The organism is Brevundimonas sp. GW821-FHT10A07 (assembly GCF_059415785.1).
In genome coordinates, this window is the sequence record NZ_JBWKNX010000008.1 from 158,147 (window position 1) to 175,693 (window position 17,547).

Sequence of the window (17,547 nt, forward strand, 5' to 3'; positions counted from 1 at the left end):
GATCATCGAACCTCCGTCAAGCAAACAGGGGCGCGTTCACTCCGGACGCGCCGCCTGTCCGTTCTCCAGGTCTTCGTCCTCGTCGGCCGTGACCACGCCGCCCGGATCGCGTTGGGCGGCCAGTTCGCGGGCGCCGACGCCCTGACCGTGTTCGATGGCGAGGTTGGCTTCGACCTCGTTGGTTTCGAAGACGGGTGTTTCGTCGTCGCGGTCAGCCATGGTCATCTCCAGTTCGTGTGGGCTTGAACAACCGACCACACGACAGCCGGTTCCTCTAACGCCCCAGGAAGGGGTCCAGACTGGCGCGCGACAAGGGACGAAAGACCAGGAACCGCCCATCGACCGTCAGGGTCACCTCGTGCGCCTGCGGCCGCTGCAGCAGCGCCGGATCGTCCAGCGACACGGCGCGACCCGAAGCAATATGTCGCGCGTCCAGGGCGGGCGTGATCGGCCTGCCGTTCGCCGCGGCCAGGGCCGACAGAAAGCGGCGCACCTCCAACGCCTGCTGCTCGGGCGTCAGCGCCTGGCGAACACGCGCCCAGGCGTCCTGCGACGGCTGGGTGAGAACGACGGTCGCTCCACTTGTCTGGGCGTGGCCCACGCCTGCGACGGCCGATGCGGCCATGGCGGTCAGGCAGAAAATCCAGCGTCCGGCGGCGTTCGTCATGCCCGATGACAAGCAGCACAGAGGGCGTGGCGCAGGCAAGCTTCACTTTTCACGTTGCAACGGTGAACCTTACCGCCGTCCGGCGCGTACATTCCACCTGAACACCGTCGTATCGGAATCCGCATGTCCTCGATCCTTCGTCCCACGCCCGCCCAGCGGACCCGCCGACTGGTGGTGCTGGCTGCCGCCGTCTTCGCCATCGTGGTCCCGCTGGTCCAGAACCTGGCGGGCCTGGGCCTGACCCAGGCCGAGTTCGCTGCCGATGGAAACAGCACCCTGCGCGTCGCCGGCTACGCCTTCTCGATCTGGGGCCTGATCTATCTGGGCCTGCTGGCCTACGCCGTCCGTCAGGTGCTGCCCCAGACGGGCGAGAGCCCCCTGATCAACCGGATGGGCTGGCCGTCGGCCGTCGCCTTCTTCGGCATCGGCATGTGGATCGTCGTCGCCGCCCTGAACCTGAAGGCGGCCAGCGTCATCGTCATCTTCGCCTCCCTGATCGCCCTGCTCGCGCCGCTGGTGGCCTATTCCGGCTCCATCCGGGCGCTCAGCCGAACGGATCGCGACCGACTGCTACTGGTCTGGCCCCTGGCGGCGCTCGCGGGCTGGCTGACAGTGGCCGCGCCGCTGAACCTGATCACCACCCTGACCGCCTTTGAGGCCCTGCCGGCCCCCCTGTCGCCCGAGGCCTGGGCCATTCTGGCCATCATCGCAACAACCGGCGTCGCCCTGGCGGTGACCGCCAGCCTGCGGACCCTCGCCTATCCCCTGCCCACCGCCTGGGGCCTGCTGGGCGCCTTCGTCGCCGAACAGACCGACAAGCCCGCCGTCGCCTTCACCGCCCTGGCCGGCGCCATCGTCCTGCTGGTCGGCGGGGTGCTGCTGGCCTTCCGGCTGAAGCCGGGGGTCGAGCGTTAGGGCTTCTTGCCGGGCGTCACGGGCGTATCGATCGCCGCATCTTCCCCGGCGCCGACGTCAAAGGCGCCGGCCTCCTGAAAGCCGACGCTGCCGATCCCGGTCGCCTGTCCGGTGAGCCGCTGCCGCCGGCTGATCATCGCCTGCTCGGGCGCAGCCTCGTCCATCTCGCGCGTCGTGGCGGGATCATTGGACCGATCCATCTGCTGGCCGGTGGCCGGCGTGACCTTCGTCGAGGGGGTGGAGCGCATCAGATGCCCTCCCCCTCGTCTTTGACTTCGGCTTCGTTCTGGGCCTGCTCGGCCATGGCCGAGGCGCCGGCGTCGTCGGCCGCAATCTCGGGCAGGTCTTCATCTTCAGGGGTCGCGGCGGGGTCGATGGGGGTGTCGGTCATGGTGAACTCCGTGTTGCTACACACGAAATGACGCCCAGCCTCTGGACGTTCCCCCCTACTCAGATCGTGATCGCCACGTCCGTCTTCGAAAAGACTTCGCCCTTGAACAGCAGGGGCTCGCTGCTGCTCAGGCTCAGCGCATAGGCGAAACAGTCGCCATAGTTCAGCCGCGCCGGACGCCGCCCCTTGCCGAACCGCACCATGGCCTCGCAGGCGATCCGCATCTGCGCCTGATCGACCGGGACCAGATCCAGCCGGTACTCCTGTTCAAGACGATCCAGCACGGGCCGGGCGTCCACGCCGAGCCGGGACGTCAGCACCGCCGCCAGTTCCACCCAGGTCGCGACACTGACCCGGCGCGTCGTCGCCGAACGGATCCGTTCGTCGAACGCGGCCGCTTCCGGCTCTCTCAGAACAATGGCGACGAAGGCCGAGGTGTCGACGACCATCAGCGCGGAAGACCGTGCTCGTCGTACATTTCGTCGTCAATTTCCTGAAGAGAGCGGCCATCGCCGGGCGGCAGGGTCCGCAGATAGGCGAACAGCGCCTCGCGCTTGCTCGCCCGCTCCGCCGCCGCCTCCTCGGCGGTCAGTTCCTTCCAGATCTTGTCCAGGGCGATGTCGATGGCCTCGGTCAGGCTGAGCCCCAGCCGCTCGGCGACGGCGCGCGCCTTGCGCTCCGTCTCGGCGCGCTTGATGCTGAGGCCCATTCTAGAACTCCCAAAATACTGTCTAGAATATAGCCTATCGGCCCTTCACCCGCTAGAAGCGCCGCCCATGACCGCTCCTCAAAAGACCATGGCCGATCTGGCCACCGAATACGGCCTGGCCCCGAACGAATATCAGGTCGTCCTCGACCGGCTGGGCCGCGAGCCCAACCATGTCGAACTGGGCGTCTTCTCGGTCATGTGGTCCGAGCACTGCTCGTACAAATCCTCCAAGATCCATCTGGGCAAGTTCCCCACCACCGGCGACCGCGTCATCTGCGGCCCGGGCGAGAACGCGGGCGTGATCGACATCGACGACGGCGACGCCTGCATCTTCAAGATGGAGAGCCACAACCACCCCTCCTACATCGAACCCTATCAGGGCGCGGCGACGGGCGTGGGCGGCATCATGCGCGACGTCTTCACCATGGGCGCCCGCCCGGTGGCCCTGCTCAACGCCCTGCGCTTCGGCGATCCGTCGCACGAGAAGACCAAACGCCTAGTCAAGGGCGTCGTCTCCGGCATCGGCGGCTACGGCAACTGCGTCGGCGTTCCGACCGTGGCGGGCGAGACCAATTTCCACGCCGGCTACAACGGCAACATCCTGGTCAACGCCATGTGCGTCGGCCTGGCCAAGGCCGACAGCATCTTCTATTCGGCCGCCCCCTCGGCGGGACTGTCGGTCGTCTATTTCGGCTCCAAGACCGGCCGCGACGGTATCCACGGCGCGACCATGTCCTCGGCCGAGTTCGACGATGAGTCGGAATCGAAACGCCCCACCGTCCAGGTCGGCGACCCCTTCGCCGAAAAGCTGCTGATCGAAGCCACCCTCGAACTGATGGCCTCGGGCGCCGTCGCCGCCATCCAGGACATGGGCGCGGCCGGCCTGACCTCCTCCTCGGTCGAAATGGCCGGCAAGGGCGGCGTCGGCATCGAGCTGAACATGGACGCCGTGCCACAGCGCGAAGAAGGCATGACCGCCTATGAGATGATGCTGTCGGAAAGCCAGGAGCGGATGCTGGCGGTCCTGAAGCCGGGCCGCGAGGCCGACGGCGAACGCATCTTCAAGAAATGGGGCCTGGACGCCGCCACTATCGGCGTCACCACCGACACCGGCCGTCTGGTGCTGAAGCATCACGGCGAGACGGTCTGCGACGTGCCGCTGGCGCCCCTGTTCGACGACGCCCCCCTGTACGACCGCCCCTGGGTCCAGCCTGAGCTCCAGCCCAAGCTGAACCCCGCCGACGTCCCTGCCCCCGCCAACTGGGCCGATGCGGTGATGAAGGTCGTCGCCTGCCCCGACATGGCCTCCAAGCGCTGGATCTGGGAACAGTACGACCGCCACGTCATGGCCGACACGCTGCAGGACTCGGCCACCGGCGCCGACGCCGGCGTGGTCCGCGTCCACGGCACGGACAAGGGGCTGGCCGTGACCAGCGACTGCACCCCCCGCTACGTCCAGAACGACCCCTATGAGGGCGGGAAACAGGCCGTGGCCGAGGCCTGGCGCAACCTGACCGCCGTCGGCTCGCGCCCCATCGCCATCACCGACAATCTGAACTTCGGCAATCCGCAGCGCCCCGAGATCATGGGCCAGATCGTCCGCGCCATCGACGGCATGGCCGAGGCCTGCCGCGAGCTGTCCTTCCCCGTCGTCTCGGGCAATGTCAGCCTGTATAACGAGACCAACGGCGTCGCCATTCCGCCCACCCCGACCGTCGGCGCCGTGGGCCTGCTGCCCAACTATGACGTCGTGACCAACTTCTCGACCATGGCGGCCGGGGATACGCTGGTCCTGATCGGCCAGACCGTCGGCGAACTGGGCGCCTCCATCTATCTGCGCGAGGTCCTGGGCCGCGAGGACGGCGCCCCGCCCCCCGTCGACCTGAAGCTGGAAAAGAAGACTGGCGACTTCGTGCGCGACCTGATCGAGGCCGGCGACCTGACCGTGGTCCACGACCTCAGCGACGGCGGCCTGATCGGCGCCGCCGCCGACCTGGTCCTGGCCTCCGACGTCGGCGTGACCCTGGACGCCTCCAGCGCCGCCCACGCCCATATCTTCCTGTTCGGAGAGGATCAGGCCCGCTACCTGGTCGCCGTGCCCGACGCCGACGCCCTGATCGCCAAGGCCCAGGCCGCCGGCCTGCACGCCTCGGTCGTCGGTCAGGCCGGCGGCGACGCCTTCGCCTCCAAGGGCGACAAGGGCGAGCTGTTCAGCATCCCCGTCGCCCACCTGCGCGAATGGCACGAAGGCTGGATGCCGGGCTGGCTCGGCGACGCCGCATGATCCGCACCGCCCCGCCGATCGCGCTGCTCCTCGTGCTAGGGGCCTGCGACGGCGGCGGCGATCCGGTGCAGCAGGCGCTGCGTGAAGCGTCGGCCGCCAACCAGGCGGCGGCCACCCGCACGACAGCGGAAATACAGGCTGCGTCTCAGACCGCGGATCAGGCCTATGTCGCCAAGATGATCGCCCATCACGAAAGCGCCGTCGCCACGGCCCAGGTCGCCCTGCGCAACAGTAGCGATCCGGAAATCCGGCGCATGGCCCAGAGCGTCGTGGATGCCCAGACGCGCGAGATCGCCGAGCTGAAGGCCTGGGCGCCGACCGTCGCTCCGGCGAACTGAGCGTGGCTAAGGGATCCTATCTCGGCGGCGGAAAACGGGCGGGTTCCCCCAAGGCCAAAGCGACGCCGACTGGACGCTCTCGGGAGCGGACGCCGGCGCGGCCTGTCGGACGCGCGCCGTCCAAGCCCTCCCAGATCACGAGGGACGAACTGAAGCATTTCGCCTTTCGCGACCGCTCCAAAGAGGCGTTCCTGGATGAGCTCGACCCTCTGCTCCGTGCCTGTTTCAAGAGCGGCTTCACCAGGCCCAACGAGGTCGCCGGCCTGCTGAACAAGGCGGGAAAGAACACCGCCTGCGGCCAACCGTGGACGCCTCACCTTGTCTGGGGGCTTCAACGCTTTCTATTCGAGCGGCGCGAAAAGAAGAGGGCGTCTCAAACGGCTCCAGCGGCGCCGTCGGCCCCTGTTTCGAAGCCCGCGCCCTCAAGCCAACGCGCGAAGGATCTGGCCGCTGAAGACATGGCGCGACTGCTCGGCGCCATCGGCAGGACGTCGCCTTCTCGTTGACGTCGTGCTGGTCCACTATGCTTCGTGAACGCACGCACCAGATCGAGCGTTTACGGACCACGCGCCTGGCTGACGGGCGATTTGCATAGGAGCGTCTAATGGACGCCACCGCGACCGACATCTTCCGCCCCGCCATACCGCCTCGACGGACGGGCAAGCCCCTGTCGCTGCTGCCCTTCCTCTGGATCAGTTGGCGCGACCCCCTCCGTATGTGGTCCGAGCGGCACTTCACCGAGCCGCAACTGCACGGCAACAGCGCCTTCGGCGAGATCCTGGTGGTCAGCCACCCCGAGGGCGTCCGCCACGTCCTGACCGAGAACGCCGCCAACTATGAAAAGGGCGACCTGCAACGCCGCGTCCTGGGGCCCATGCTGGCCGAGGGCCTGCTGCTGACCGAGGGCGACGTCTGGCGCCGCGCCCGCCGCATCCTGGCCCCCCTGTTCACCCCGGCCAAGATGGCCACCCTGAACGCCCGCATGGCCGAGGTCTGCCAGGCCCGCGTCGCCGGCTGGTCCCTGTCGCCGCGCGGGCGGGTGCTGGACATCGACTCCGAAATGTCCGGCCTGACCTTCGACATCCTGTCCGCCACCATGTTCTCGGACGAGTTGGGCGGCGAGGCGCGCGGCTTCGAGCGCGCCCTGAACCAGTTCCTGGCCAATGGCGCCCGCATCGATCCGCTGGACGTCCTGGGCGCCCCGGACTGGGCCCCGCGCCTGGGCCGTCTGGCCAGCTTCCGCTCGGCCCGCTTCTTCGAACAGCGCGTCACCACACTGGTCGAGGCCCGCCGCGCCCGCATTGAATCCGGCGACGCAGCCCCCGACGACCTGCTCAGCGCCCTGCTGCTGGCCCGCGACGAGAACGGCGGCCCCGGCTTGAGCGACGAAGAGGTCGCCGCCAACATCCTGACCTTCATCCTGGCGGGGCACGAGACCACGGCCCGCGCCCTGGGCTGGACCCTGCACCTGCTGTCGCGCCAGCCCGAATACCTGGCCCGCCTGCAAACCGAGGCCGACGCCGTCGACGTCTCCGATCCCAAATGGGCCGACGCCCTGCCCTGGACCCGCGCCGTTCTGGATGAGACCATGCGCCTGTTCCCGCCCGCCCCGACCATGGCCCGCAAGGCCCTGGCCGACGACGAGATCGGCGGCCAGCCGATCAAGGCCGGCGCCACCGTCATCATCTCGCCGTGGATCCTGCAGCGCCACAGCCTGCTGTGGGACGACCCCGACGCCTTCAGGCCGGAACGCTTCCTGCCGCAGAACCGCAAGTCCATCGACCGCTACGCCTACATCCCCTTCAGCGCCGGTCCCCGCGTCTGCATCGGCGCCGCCTTCGCCATCCAGGAGGCGGTGATCGCCCTGGCTTCCATCCTGCGCGCCGCCGAGATCGAGCCCGTCACGACGGTCGAACCCCGGCCGGTGCATCAGATCACCCTTCGCAGCCGCGAGGCGATGCGGTTGCGGCTGCGAGCGCGCAGACGCTGACGATTTCAGCGACGGATTTCCCGACCTGGAGCGTTTGACAGTCGGTCTCGCCGATCAGGCGAACCCTTGCTGGCTAATTTCTCCGGGGATCATCGCGCTGCGCACCGCCATTCTGCTGCCTCCGGGCTCGGTCTTCTCCGAGGCCCGCCCCAACTCCATGGAGACGGTCGTGCGGACTCTCGCCCTCTTCAACGGCGACGCAGACACGCGAATTTTCTGCCTGGAGGGCGCCCAGGATCATAATGCGCCGGGCATGGTGACCACCCTGCCGCGCCGCAATACACAGCAAGGTCTCATCGACGCCTTGCGCGATTTCGGGCCGGATCTGATCGAACACCACCAGCAGGTGAAACAGGCCCTGTCCGTATCGTCACGCTTTCCCCAAGCCGTCCATGTTCTTTATCGGCATAATGCGCTGAAGCCTGCGCGCCATCGGATCGACCGTTGGCGCTACGCGGCCCGATATGGCCGAATGGACGGCTTCATCTTCGTCAGCGCCGCCGAGCGGAACGCCTTCGCCCGCACCTATCCCCGCCTGGCCGACCGCGCCTACGCCCTGCCCAACCCCATCGACGCCGCCGCCTGGTTCGCCTCGCCCGACGACCGGCAGCGGGTGATCGCCTTCGCCGGTCGGGCCATGCCGGAGAAGGGTCTGGACGTCCTGTGCGCCGCCCTGCCCGCCGTACTCGACGCCCACCCCGACTGGCGTGCGGTGCTGATGCTGAACGACTGGGACAGGCACGCCGCCTGGGCCGGGCCCCACCTCGCCCCGCTTGAGCGGTACGGCCCCCGGGTCGCCGTCCTGCATTCGGCGCCCCTGTCGGAGGTGCGCGACATCATGAAGACCGCCGCCATCGCCCTGACCCCCTCGGTCTGGGACGAACCCTTCGGCCTGACGGCGGTCGAGGCCCATGCGGCGGGCGCGGCCCTGATCTCGTCTGGCCGGGGCGGCCTGCGCGAGGCCAGCGGCGACCATGCCCTCTATGTCGACGAGATCACGCCCGAAAGCCTGGCCGAGGCGATGGAGCGCCTGATCCGCAACCCGGATGAACGCACGGCCCTGGCCTGCGCCGGACAGCGTCATGTGATGGACGTCCACTCCCCCCGACAACGGTCCGCCGAACTGAAGCAGATCCGCAAGGCTGTCGTCCTGTCGGGACGTCGCCTCGCCGCCTGACGCCCAAGGCGGCGTGCGGAGCCCCGTCGGATGCGGATACGGCTGGAAAATCTGTCACATCGCGGCGATAGAGCCGGGCTCCAGTTCGGGGATTTTCGATGACCACGCTCGCCCTCTCCCGCCGGTCCATGCTCGCCGCCTTCGGGGGCGGCCTGGCCCTGTCGAACACCGGCCCCGCCCTGGCCCAGGCCGTCTTCGACGTGAACCCCTTCCGGCTGGGCGTGACCGCAGGCGACCCCCTGCCCGACGGCTTCGTCATCTGGACGCGTCTGGCCCCAGACCCGGTCGCCTACGGCTCGGGCATGCCCAAGGCGCCCGTCGCGGTGAAATGGGAAGTCGCCGCCGACCGCGGCTTCAACACCGTTGTCCGGTCCGGCGAGGCGATCGCCCGGCCCGAACTGGGTCACTCCGTCCATGTCGAGGTCGAGGGACTGGAGCCCGCCCGCCTCTATTTCTACCGCTTCCAGTGCGGGACCGAGCGCAGCGGCGTCGGCCGCGCCAAGACCGCCCCCCTGGCCGGCGCCGCCGTCTCGGCCGTCCGCTTCGGCGTCGCCGGCTGCCAAGCCTATGAGAGCGGCTACTACACCGCCCACCGCAGGATGGCGGAAGAGGATCTGGATTTCATCTTCTGCTACGGCGACTATATCTACGAAGGCCGGGGCAACCCGATCTACCAGTCGGGTTCAGGCCCGCAGGACAACACCCGCGTCCACCTGGGCGGCGAGATCTACAGCCTCGACGACTATCGCCGCCGCTACTCCCAGTACACGATGGACACGGATCTTCAGGCCTCGCGCGCCTCGGCGGCGTGGTTCTGCACCTATGACGACCACGAGATCGACAACAACTGGGTCGGCGACATCGATCAGGACGGCGCGCCGCCTGAAGTCTTCCTGCTGCGTCGCGCCGCCGCCATGCAGGCCTTCTACGAATTCATGCCGATGCGGAAGTCGGCCTTCCCGCGCGGCGCGGGCATGCAGGCCTATCGCCGGGCCCAGTACGGCGACCTGCTGGACATCGCCTTCCTCGACACCCGCCAGTACCGCACGGACCAGCCCTGCGGCGACCGCTACAACGCCACCTGCCCCGGCATAGAGGCGACGACGGCCCAGGTGCTGGGCGACGCTCAGGAGGCCTGGCTGCTGACCAATCTCGACCGCTCGAAGGCGCGCTGGAAGGCCCTGGCCCAGCAGGTCATGATGATGGACCTGAACCGCAACACCTCCGGCGGCCAGGGCGTCAACACCGACAGTTGGGCCGGCTATCGCGTGCCCCGCAACCGCCTGCTGCGCCACATCCGCGACCGCCGCATCGACAATGTCGTGGTCCTGACCGGCGACGAGCATCAGAACTACGCCGGCGGTCTGTGGCTGGACGGCAGCCAGCCCGAGGGCGCCCCCATCGCCGTCGAATTCGTCGGCACCTCGATCAGCTCCGGCGGCGACGGCTCGGACCGCGGCTCCGACTACGACCGCTTCCTGTCGGCCAATCCCCAGCTGAAGTTCCGCAACACCCAGCGCGGCTATCTGATCTGCGAAGCGACCCCGAACCTGTGGACTACCCAGTTCAAGGTCCTGGACAAGGTGTCGGATCGCTCGGGCGTGCTGACGACCCGTCAAACCCTGGTGGTCGAGGCGGGGTCGAACACCCTAACGACGGCGTGATGACCTCGCATAGGCTGTAGCCTATGGACAAGATATAGCCTCAAGGCTATATAAAGACATGCCATGGGCCGTCAGCAACCATGATGACTTCGACCCGGAGTTCGACGCCCTCCCCGTCGAAGTCCAGGACGAGCTTCTGGCGATGACGGCGCTCCTGGAAATCTTTGGACCGGGTCTGGGCCGACCCCACGCCGACACCCTGACCGGGTCAAGGCACGCCAACATGAAGGAACTTCGGTTCAAGGCGGCGGACGGGGTCTGGCGGGTGGCGTTCGCATTCGATCCGGCGCGGCAGGCGATCCTGCTGGTGGCCGGCGACAAGGCGGGCGTGGCCCAGAAACGGTTCTACAAGGGGCTGATCGCCAAGGCGGACAGCCGGTTCACCAGCCATTTGAAGGCGTTGAAGGAGACATAGGATGGGTCGCACGCGCGAAGAGATCATGGCTGCGCTGCCCGAGGCCCGCCGGGCGCGCATCGACGCCCGCGCCGCCGAACTCGTGGGCGAAGTGGAAGGCCTGAAGGCGTTGCGCGAGTTGGCCGAACGCAGCCAGGAGCAGATCGCTCAGGCGCTTGGAGTCAAACAGCCTTCGGTGCTCAAGATGGAACGCCAGGCCGATCTCTATCTGTCCACCCTGCGCCGGTTCGTCGAGGCGGCCGGCGGCACCCTTGAACTGCGCGTCGAACTGCCTGGAAAGGGCGTCCTGCACCTCACAGGCATGGGCGACATCACCCACTGAGTAAGGATCCGCCTCGCCCAGGAGAGTGCGGCGACTTCTCCCTTGCGGATCAGAGAACCGGCACCGCCTGGCTCAGCCGTCCGCCGACCCGGATCGGCTCGACCCGCGTCGCCAGCCCGGTCTTGTCGTCGGTTTCGACAAACACGCCGCACACCGTCGCCGGACCGGACGCAGGCATGTAGCGCCCGCCCGAGATTCGGGTGGTGAAGCGGCGCAACGGCTCTTCCTTCTCGTTGCCGATCACGCTGTCATAGTCGCAGCAGCCGCCGGCGTCGGTCTGATAGGCCGTGCCGCCGGGCAGGATCTGGCAGTCGGCGGTCGGGACGTGCGTATGGGTGCCCACCACCAGCGAGGCGCGGCCGTCGCAGAAATGGCCCATGGCCATCTTCTCGCTGGTCGCCTCGCAGTGCATGTCCACGATCACTGCATCGGCCACGGCCCCCAGGGGCGCGGCCGCCAGCTCGCGTTCGACGGCGCCGAACGGATCGTCCATCGGGTCCATATGCACCCGGCCAAGCACATTCATCACCAGGACGGTGCGGCCCGAATGGGTCTCGAACAGATTGGCCCCGGCGCCCGGCGCATCCATCAGGCGCGGATAGTTGGCCGGCCGGATCAGCCGCGGCTCGCGCACGATATAGGTCAGGGCCTCGCGCTGATCCCACGAGTGGTTGCCCAGGGTCAGGCAGTCGGCGCCCGCCATGAACAGCTCGCGCGCCGTATTCTCGGTGATGCCGAAACCGCCCGCAGCGTTCTCCGCATTCACCACCACGAAGTCCAGCTTCAGGTCGCGCTTCAGGCCCGGAAGATGATCGCTGATCCCGTCACGGCCGGACTTGCCGATGACGTCGCCGAAGAAGGCCAGTCTCATTTGACGCTCGGGGCGTTCGGACCCGCGGGCCAGTCTTCGACCCGCAAGCCTTCGACGCGTTCGAACTCGCGCAGATTACCCGTCACCAGGATCAGACCCCGACTACGGGCGTGCCCCGCAATCAGAATGTCGTTTGAACCGATCAATTCGCCGCGCCTTTTCAAATTGGCCTTGATGTCGGCCGCGTGTTCGGCCGCAGCCGCATCGAAATCAAGCACGGTCATCCGCACCAGCAGTCTTTTGGCCTGTTCTCGCCGCTGCTCGGGCCGATCCGACACGGCCGCGCCATACAGAAGCTCCATCGCCACAATGGTCGAAGCCGCAATGGAGTCGGCCGAATCGTTCAGCCGGTCCGCCAGGGGCCCGCTCAGAAACGGCCTGTTTCTCAGAATGCGGACACAGACATTGGTGTCCAGGCTGTAGCGCAGCATCAGAATTCCACGACGGAATCGTCGATCGGATCTTCCGGCTCGCAAATATCTATGCCCGGCTCCGCCAGAAAATCGGTCCAGACCGCGTCCGCAGGCACCAGCAGCAAGCTTCGCCCCTCCTGTATGACGCGCAACTCCTTCACATCGTCCGGAAAGGCCACGGCCTTGGGCAGCCGCACCGCCTGCGAGCGATTGGACATGAAGATCGACGCCTTCAACGGCGCTTTCCACGGGGCGTTCATTCCAGAATGATGAGGAAGCGCAAGGTATATGTCAATGGCATATCCCTCAGAACGCCCGATACCCCGCCTCGGTCAGCACCCCGTGCAGCCGCATGTCGTGCGCCTCGAGGCTCAGCGCCTCGACCGCCTGTCCCGCATAGGCGAAGCCGACCCGGATCACCTCGGGCCGCGCCGCAAAGGTGCGATCATAAAACCCGCCGCCCTGCCCCAGCCGCCCGCCGGCCGCATCGAACGCCAGCAGTGGCGTCAGGATCAGATCCGGCTCCAACACCTCGGCCAGCGGCAGGGGCGCGTGGCAGCCTGCGGCGTCCATCTCCAGCGGCTCGCCCGGCGACCAGGCGCGAAAGATCATCGGCGCGTCCCGCTCCAGCACCACCGGCAGGCACAGCCGCCGCCCAGCCGCCTCCAGCGCCACGGCCAGGGCCTCAGCGTCCAGTTCGGACCCCATGGCGCTGTACAGGGCCACCACCTGCCCCGGCGGCAGGGCCTCGGCATGGTCGGCGGCGCGCCGGGCGGCCATCGGATCGGCCTCGGCCAGAGCCTTGCGCCGCGCGCGGGCGGCCGACCGGAGTTCATGCTTCTCAAGGGTCATGACGCGGGCTTACACGCCCCATCCGGCCCCGCACAGAGACCATGCGCCTCGCATGCCGGACTCGCTCAAGCAGCGAGCCGCCGCGCGGCGAGCGGTAGCGACAAAAAAGAGAGAGGTTGGCGGCGCCGCAAGAACCGTGAAGGGCGTTTAAATCCTCTCGAACCTGGGTAGCCAGGTGGGCTCCATATGCCCAGGCCCTCGAGCCCGGACAGGGACAGATCCCTTTGAGTGAATTAAGGTCGCGAGGAAATGTATGCCTTCGACGAGGGCCGCAGCAGGACCCGCCGTCAAACAAGATAGGCGCTGCGCCCCGCCTTCTCAAGCGCCGTGATCAGATCGGCCGTGATCAGATAGATTGGGCGATCTTCTCGATCCGCGCGGCCACGGCGTTCAGCGCCTCGGCCACCCCGTCGCTGGTCGGCGGCGCGGCGGCTGTCTGCGGCGCAGGACCTCCGCCCCCGTTCAGGCGCGCCTCGTGCAATTCGTCCGACAGGATCAGGGCCGACATCAGGAACAGCCGCAGGTCCCCGACATGGCCGACATCCTGGGCCACCTGGCGCACCTGATTGTCGAACTGTTTGGCCAGGATGCGGACCCGCTCCTCCTGCCCGTCGGCGCAGCCCACCGCATAGGGGCGGCCGTTGACCTCCACCGTCACCGTCGCCATCAGCGGGCCTCGCTTTCGGTCTCTTCGCCGTCCTGGCGCAGCTCGTCCTGATCCAGATCATCCTGGGCCAGCACCTCGCGCACCGCCGCCGCCGCCCGGGCCAGGGCCTGCGACGCCTCGCGCCCGGCCACCTCCAGCTCGGCCACCCGCGCCGCATCCGCCCCATTCCCAGCTCTGGGCGCGAACAGGTCGTCGTCGGCGATCGCCGGCGCCGAGGCCGGACGGGCCTTCAGCTCCAGGATCTTGCGTTCAAGTTCGGCCAGGGCCCGATCGATACGGGCCCGTGCGGCCGTGGTGGCGTCTGCCATCGGTCGCTCCTTATAAATTCCGTATAGAACCCGAGGACGCGCCGGGGTAAAGCGGCGCGCTTCTGAATTTCCGCTTCCGCCGAAAGGTCTTCCCCGTGACCGACGCCAAATCCGCCCCCAAGGCCACGCCCCAGCAGATGGCCAACGCCATCCGCGTCCTCGCCATGGACGGCGTCGAAAAGGCCAAGTCGGGCCACCCCGGCATGCCCATGGGCATGGCCGACGTCGCCACCGTCCTGTTCTCCAAATTCCTGAAGTTCGACGCGAGCCGCCCCGACTGGGCCGACCGCGACCGCTTCATCCTGTCGGCCGGCCACGGCTCGATGCTGATCTACGCGCTTCTGCATCTGACCGGCTACAAGGCCGCGACCAAGGAAGAACTATCCAACTTCCGCCAGTGGGGCTCCAAGACCGCCGGTCACCCGGAATACGGCCACATGCCCGGCGTCGAGGTCACCACCGGCCCCCTGGGCCAGGGCCTGGCCACCTCGGTCGGCTTTGCCATGGCCGAACGTCACCTGGCCGCCAAATACGGCGAGGACCTGGTCGACCACCGCACCTGGGTCGTCGCCGGCGACGGCTGCCTGATGGAGGGCGTGTCCCAGGAAGCCATCGCCCTGGCCGGCCGCTACAAGCTGAACAAGCTGACCGTCCTGTGGGACGACAACGAGATCACCATCGACGGCAAGGTCTCCCTGTCCGACACCACCGACCAGAAGGCCCGCTTCAAGGCCGCCGGCTGGGCGGTCAAGGCCATCGACGGCCATGACATGGACGCGATCAAGGCCGCCCTCAAATGGGCGACCCGCCAGGACAAGCCGACCCTGATCGCCTGCAAGACCAAGATCGGCAAGGGCGCCGCCACCATGGAAGGCAGCCACAAGACCCACGGTGCCGCGCTTGGCGCCGCCGAGATCGCCGCCACCCGTCTGGGCCTGGCCTGGGATCACGAACCCTTCGAAATGCCCCAGACCATCGCCGACGCCTGGGCCAAGGTCGGGCGTCGCGGTGCCAAGGACCGCAAGAAGTGGGAGGCCCGCCTCGCCGCCTCCGGCCAGGCCGCCGACTTCACCCGCGCCATGAAGGGCGACCTGCCCGAGGGCGCCTTCGACGCCCTGAACGCCAAGATCGCCGAACTGATCGAAACCAAGCCCGCCCAGGCCACGCGCCAGTCCTCGGGCGCCGCCCTGGACCAGGTCTTCGCCGCCATCCCCGAACTGGTCGGCGGCTCGGCCGACCTGACCGGTTCGAACAACACCTTCGTCGCCGGCACCCCGATCCTGGACGCGCCGTCCTATGAGGGCCGCTACGTCAACTGGGGCATCCGCGAGTTCGGCATGGCCGCGGCCATGAACGGCCTGGCCCTGCACGGCGGGGTCATCCCCTACGGCGGCACCTTCATGGTCTTCTCGGACTACAGCCGCCCGGCCATCCGTCTGGGCGCCCTGATGGGGGTCCGCGCCATCCACGTCCTGACCCACGACTCCATCGGCCTGGGCGAGGACGGCCCCACCCACCAGCCGGTCGAACACCTGGCCGCCCTGCGCGCCATCCCCAACCTCCTGGTCTTCCGCCCCGCCGACACGGTCGAGGCCATGGAATGCTGGAAGATCGCGCTGGAGACCCGGACCTCGCCCTCGGCCATGGCCCTGTCGCGCCAGAAGACCCCGGCCGTCCGCACCGTCGCCTCGACCGAGAACCTCTCGGCCAAGGGCGCCTACGAGATCAAGCCCGCTTCGGCTGAAGCCAAGGCCACCCTGTTCGGCACCGGCACGGAACTGGCCCTGGCCCTGAAGGCCGCCGAGACCCTCGAGGCCGCCGGCGTCCCGACCCGCGTCGTCTCCGTCCCCTGTTTCGAACTGTTCGAGCAGCAGGACGCCGCCTACCGCGCCTCGGTCATCGGCCGCGGCACGATCCGCGTCGCCGTGGAAGCCGCCATCAAACAGGGCTGGGAAGGCTTCATCGGCGAGGACGGCGCCTTCATCGGCATGACCGGCTTCGGCGCCTCCGCCCCCGCCGAAGTCCTCTACGACAAGTTCGGCATCACCGCCGACGCCGTCGTCGCGGCGGTCAAGGCCCGGCTCTAACCCCTCTCACCTCCCTCCCCCCCTGCGGGAGAGGGAGACCGCGCACGGCGGCGCAGCCGTCGTCCTGGCGCGGTCGGGCGAGGGGTCGCACCGACCGCAAAAGTCCACATCAACCGACCCCTCATCCGGCCCTCCGGGCCACCTTCTCCCGCAGGGGGAGAAGGGACGTTGGAGCAGACGATGAAACTCGGCACCCCCCTCTCCGACACCGCCGTCCGCGTCATGCTTCTCGGCTCCGGCGAACTGGGCAAGGAGGTCGCCATCGAGCTTCAGCGCCTCGGCGTCGAAGTCATCGCCGTCGATCGCTATCCCAACGCCCCCGCCATGCAGGTCGCGCACCGCAGCCACGTCATCCCGATGACCGACCCCCAGGTGCTGAACGGCGTCATCCTGGCCGAGGCCCCGCACATCATCGTGCCCGAGATCGAGGCCATCGCCACCGAGGTCCTGGCCGATATCGAGGCCGCCGGCCTGGCCGTGGTCATCCCCACCGCCCGCGCCGTGCAGCTGACCATGAACCGCGAGGGCATCCGCCGTCTCGCCGCCGAAGAACTGGGCCTGCCGACCAGCCCCTACGCCTTCGCCGGCAGCGCCGAGGAACTGGCCGCCGGCGCCGAGACCGTCGGCTACCCCGCCTTCGTCAAGCCGGTCATGTCCTCGTCCGGCAAGGGGCAGTCCTTCGTCGAAAGCCCCGACGAAATCGCCGACGCCTGGACCTACGCCCAGTCCGCCGGTCGCGTCGAAACCGCCCGCGTCATCGTCGAGGGTCGCATCGACTTCGATTTTGAAATCACCCTGCTGACCGTCCGCTCGCGCGCCGCCGACGGCTCGACCCGCACCGACTTCTGCGCCCCCATCGGCCACCGCCAGGTCAAGGGCGACTATGTCGAAAGCTGGCAACCCCAGGCCATGAGCCCCGCTGCGCTCGCCGCCTCGCAGGACATCGCCGGCAAGGTCACGGACGCCCTCGGCGGCCCAGACAACAAGGGATGGGGCGTCTTCGGCGTCGAACTCTTCATCAAGGGCGACCAGGTCTGGTTCTCCGAGGTCTCGCCCCGCCCGCATGACACCGGCCTGGTCACCCTGGCCAGCCAGACCCTGAGCGAGTTCGCCCTCCACGCCCGCGCCATCCTGGGCCTGCCCGTCGACGTGACCCTGCGCGAACCCGCCGCCAGCGCCGTCATCTACGGCGGCCTGGAGGCGCAAGGGATCGCCTTCGAAGGCGTCGCCGAAGCCCTGTCCGTCCCCACCGCAGACCTGCGCCTCTTCGGCAAACCCGAAGCCTTCGACCGCCGCCGCATGGGCGTCGCGACCGCCTGCGGCGCCGACACGGACCAGGCCCGCGAACGGGCGCGCGAGGCGGCGGGATGCGTGAAGGTGGTGCGCGGCTGACCTCACAGCCCCCTCCGTCACGGCGCTCCGCGCCGCGCCACCTCCCCCAAGGGGGGAGGAATGCGAACACCAAAATCCTCCCCCC

Annotated in this window: 23 protein-coding genes and 1 other RNA gene; 11 read left to right on the top strand and 13 right to left on the bottom strand. The window is 68.3% G+C overall.

Features of this window, described 5'->3' with window-relative positions; all coding sequences use genetic code 11:
* Positions 1–36: 36 nt before the first annotated feature.
* Both AC07NC_RS08920 and AC07NC_RS08925 read right to left on the bottom strand, forming a co-directional pair.
* The gene (locus AC07NC_RS08920; protein ID WP_492072955.1) at positions 37–219 is read right to left on the bottom strand and encodes a hypothetical protein; all 183 of its coding nucleotides are present in this window, start codon (positions 217–219) and stop codon (positions 37–39) included.
* A 55-nt stretch (positions 220–274) separates the two neighbouring features.
* Positions 275–667, bottom strand: a complete 393-nt coding sequence (locus tag AC07NC_RS08925) for a hypothetical protein (RefSeq protein ID WP_008263920.1) — start codon at positions 665–667, stop codon at positions 275–277.
* A gap of 123 nt (positions 668–790) precedes the next feature.
* On the opposite strand from AC07NC_RS08925, the gene AC07NC_RS08930 reads away from it, so the two are divergent.
* Positions 791–1,582, top strand: coding sequence for a TspO-related membrane protein (locus tag AC07NC_RS08930; RefSeq protein ID WP_426024914.1), 792 nt, complete (start codon positions 791–793; stop codon positions 1,580–1,582).
* On the opposite strand, the gene AC07NC_RS08935 is transcribed toward AC07NC_RS08930, so the two are convergent.
* From AC07NC_RS08935 to AC07NC_RS08950, 4 genes are read right to left on the bottom strand one after another with little or no spacing between them, the layout of a single operon-like run.
* Positions 1,579–1,830, bottom strand: coding sequence for a Tat pathway signal protein (locus tag AC07NC_RS08935; protein ID WP_426024913.1), 252 nt, complete (start codon positions 1,828–1,830; stop codon positions 1,579–1,581). The genes AC07NC_RS08930 and AC07NC_RS08935 overlap by 4 nt on opposite strands.
* Positions 1,830–1,973, bottom strand: a complete 144-nt coding sequence (locus tag AC07NC_RS08940; RefSeq protein WP_008260671.1) for a hypothetical protein — start codon at positions 1,971–1,973, stop codon at positions 1,830–1,832. The genes AC07NC_RS08935 and AC07NC_RS08940 overlap by 1 nt, the downstream gene beginning before the upstream one ends.
* Before the next feature lie 59 nt (positions 1,974–2,032).
* Positions 2,033–2,422 (bottom strand): type II toxin-antitoxin system VapC family toxin, encoded by a 390-nt coding sequence (locus AC07NC_RS08945; protein WP_494569306.1) that lies wholly within the window; start codon positions 2,420–2,422, stop codon positions 2,033–2,035.
* Complete coding sequence (locus AC07NC_RS08950; RefSeq protein ID WP_494569307.1) at positions 2,422–2,682, bottom strand: type II toxin-antitoxin system VapB family antitoxin; 261 nt, start codon at positions 2,680–2,682, stop codon at positions 2,422–2,424. The genes AC07NC_RS08945 and AC07NC_RS08950 overlap by 1 nt, the downstream gene beginning before the upstream one ends.
* 67 nt (positions 2,683–2,749) lie before the next feature.
* Here AC07NC_RS08950 and purL point away from each other — a divergent pair, with 67 nt between their 5' ends.
* The 8 genes from purL (at position 2,750) to AC07NC_RS08990 (ending at position 10,872) form a co-directional block, all read left to right on the top strand.
* Positions 2,750–4,966: a phosphoribosylformylglycinamidine synthase subunit PurL gene (purL, locus tag AC07NC_RS08955; RefSeq protein WP_494569308.1), complete on the top strand. Its 2,217-nt coding sequence runs from the start codon at positions 2,750–2,752 to the stop codon at positions 4,964–4,966.
* Positions 4,963–5,304, top strand: a complete 342-nt coding sequence (locus tag AC07NC_RS08960; RefSeq protein WP_494569309.1) for a DUF305 domain-containing protein — start codon at positions 4,963–4,965, stop codon at positions 5,302–5,304. The genes purL and AC07NC_RS08960 overlap by 4 nt, the downstream gene beginning before the upstream one ends.
* A gap of 2 nt (positions 5,305–5,306) precedes the next feature.
* Complete coding sequence (locus AC07NC_RS08965) at positions 5,307–5,810, top strand: hypothetical protein (protein WP_494569310.1); 504 nt, start codon at positions 5,307–5,309, stop codon at positions 5,808–5,810.
* Between the two features lie 98 nt (positions 5,811–5,908).
* Positions 5,909–7,294 (top strand): cytochrome P450, encoded by a 1,386-nt coding sequence (locus tag AC07NC_RS08970; RefSeq protein ID WP_494569311.1) that lies wholly within the window; start codon positions 5,909–5,911, stop codon positions 7,292–7,294.
* 34 nt (positions 7,295–7,328) lie between these two features.
* The gene (locus AC07NC_RS08975) at positions 7,329–8,471 is read left to right on the top strand and encodes a glycosyltransferase family 4 protein (protein WP_494569312.1); all 1,143 of its coding nucleotides are present in this window, start codon (positions 7,329–7,331) and stop codon (positions 8,469–8,471) included.
* A gap of 98 nt (positions 8,472–8,569) precedes the next feature.
* Positions 8,570–10,135: an alkaline phosphatase D family protein gene (locus AC07NC_RS08980; RefSeq protein WP_494569313.1), complete on the top strand. Its 1,566-nt coding sequence runs from the start codon at positions 8,570–8,572 to the stop codon at positions 10,133–10,135.
* A 58-nt stretch (positions 10,136–10,193) separates the two neighbouring features.
* Complete coding sequence (locus AC07NC_RS08985; RefSeq protein ID WP_494569314.1) at positions 10,194–10,550, top strand: type II toxin-antitoxin system RelE/ParE family toxin; 357 nt, start codon at positions 10,194–10,196, stop codon at positions 10,548–10,550.
* 1 nt (position 10,551) lies between these two features.
* Positions 10,552–10,872 carry an XRE family transcriptional regulator gene (locus AC07NC_RS08990; protein WP_494569315.1) on the top strand — a complete coding sequence of 107 codons (321 nt, stop codon included), beginning with the start codon at positions 10,552–10,554 and terminating at the stop codon, positions 10,870–10,872.
* 49 nt (positions 10,873–10,921) lie between these two features.
* Here AC07NC_RS08990 and AC07NC_RS08995 read toward each other — a convergent pair whose 3' ends face one another.
* From AC07NC_RS08995 to AC07NC_RS09025, 7 genes are all read right to left on the bottom strand, one after another.
* Positions 10,922–11,743, bottom strand: coding sequence for a TIGR00282 family metallophosphoesterase (locus AC07NC_RS08995; protein WP_008261349.1), 822 nt, complete (start codon positions 11,741–11,743; stop codon positions 10,922–10,924).
* Entirely contained in the window at positions 11,740–12,174 is a 435-nt protein-coding gene (locus AC07NC_RS09000; protein WP_494569316.1) for a PIN domain-containing protein, read from the bottom strand. The genes AC07NC_RS08995 and AC07NC_RS09000 overlap by 4 nt, the downstream gene beginning before the upstream one ends.
* A complete protein-coding gene (vapB, locus tag AC07NC_RS09005) occupies positions 12,174–12,392 on the bottom strand; it encodes a type II toxin-antitoxin system VapB family antitoxin (protein ID WP_494569317.1) in 219 nt (72 codons plus the stop codon). Before vapB ends, AC07NC_RS09000 begins: the two co-directional genes overlap by 1 nt.
* Positions 12,393–12,462: 70 nt before the next feature.
* Entirely contained in the window at positions 12,463–13,008 is a 546-nt protein-coding gene (locus AC07NC_RS09010) for a 5-formyltetrahydrofolate cyclo-ligase (RefSeq protein WP_494569318.1), read from the bottom strand.
* Positions 13,009–13,126: 118 nt separating this feature from the next.
* Positions 13,127–13,289: non-coding RNA, 6S RNA (gene ssrS, locus AC07NC_RS09015), on the bottom strand.
* A 65-nt stretch (positions 13,290–13,354) separates the two neighbouring features.
* Positions 13,355–13,675, bottom strand: coding sequence for a cell division protein ZapA (locus AC07NC_RS09020; protein WP_008263136.1), 321 nt, complete (start codon positions 13,673–13,675; stop codon positions 13,355–13,357).
* On the bottom strand, positions 13,675–13,983 hold the full coding sequence (locus AC07NC_RS09025; protein WP_494569319.1) for a hypothetical protein: 309 nt from the start codon (positions 13,981–13,983) through the stop codon (positions 13,675–13,677). Before AC07NC_RS09025 ends, AC07NC_RS09020 begins: the two co-directional genes overlap by 1 nt.
* Before the next feature lie 95 nt (positions 13,984–14,078).
* On the opposite strand from AC07NC_RS09025, the gene tkt reads away from it, so the two are divergent.
* Together tkt and purT are read left to right on the top strand one after the other, a co-directional pair.
* Positions 14,079–16,070: a transketolase gene (gene tkt / locus AC07NC_RS09030; protein WP_494569320.1), complete on the top strand. Its 1,992-nt coding sequence runs from the start codon at positions 14,079–14,081 to the stop codon at positions 16,068–16,070.
* Between the two features lie 180 nt (positions 16,071–16,250).
* The gene (gene purT, locus AC07NC_RS09035) at positions 16,251–17,462 is read left to right on the top strand and encodes a formate-dependent phosphoribosylglycinamide formyltransferase (protein WP_494569321.1); all 1,212 of its coding nucleotides are present in this window, start codon (positions 16,251–16,253) and stop codon (positions 17,460–17,462) included.
* Positions 17,463–17,547: the final 85 nt, after the last annotated feature.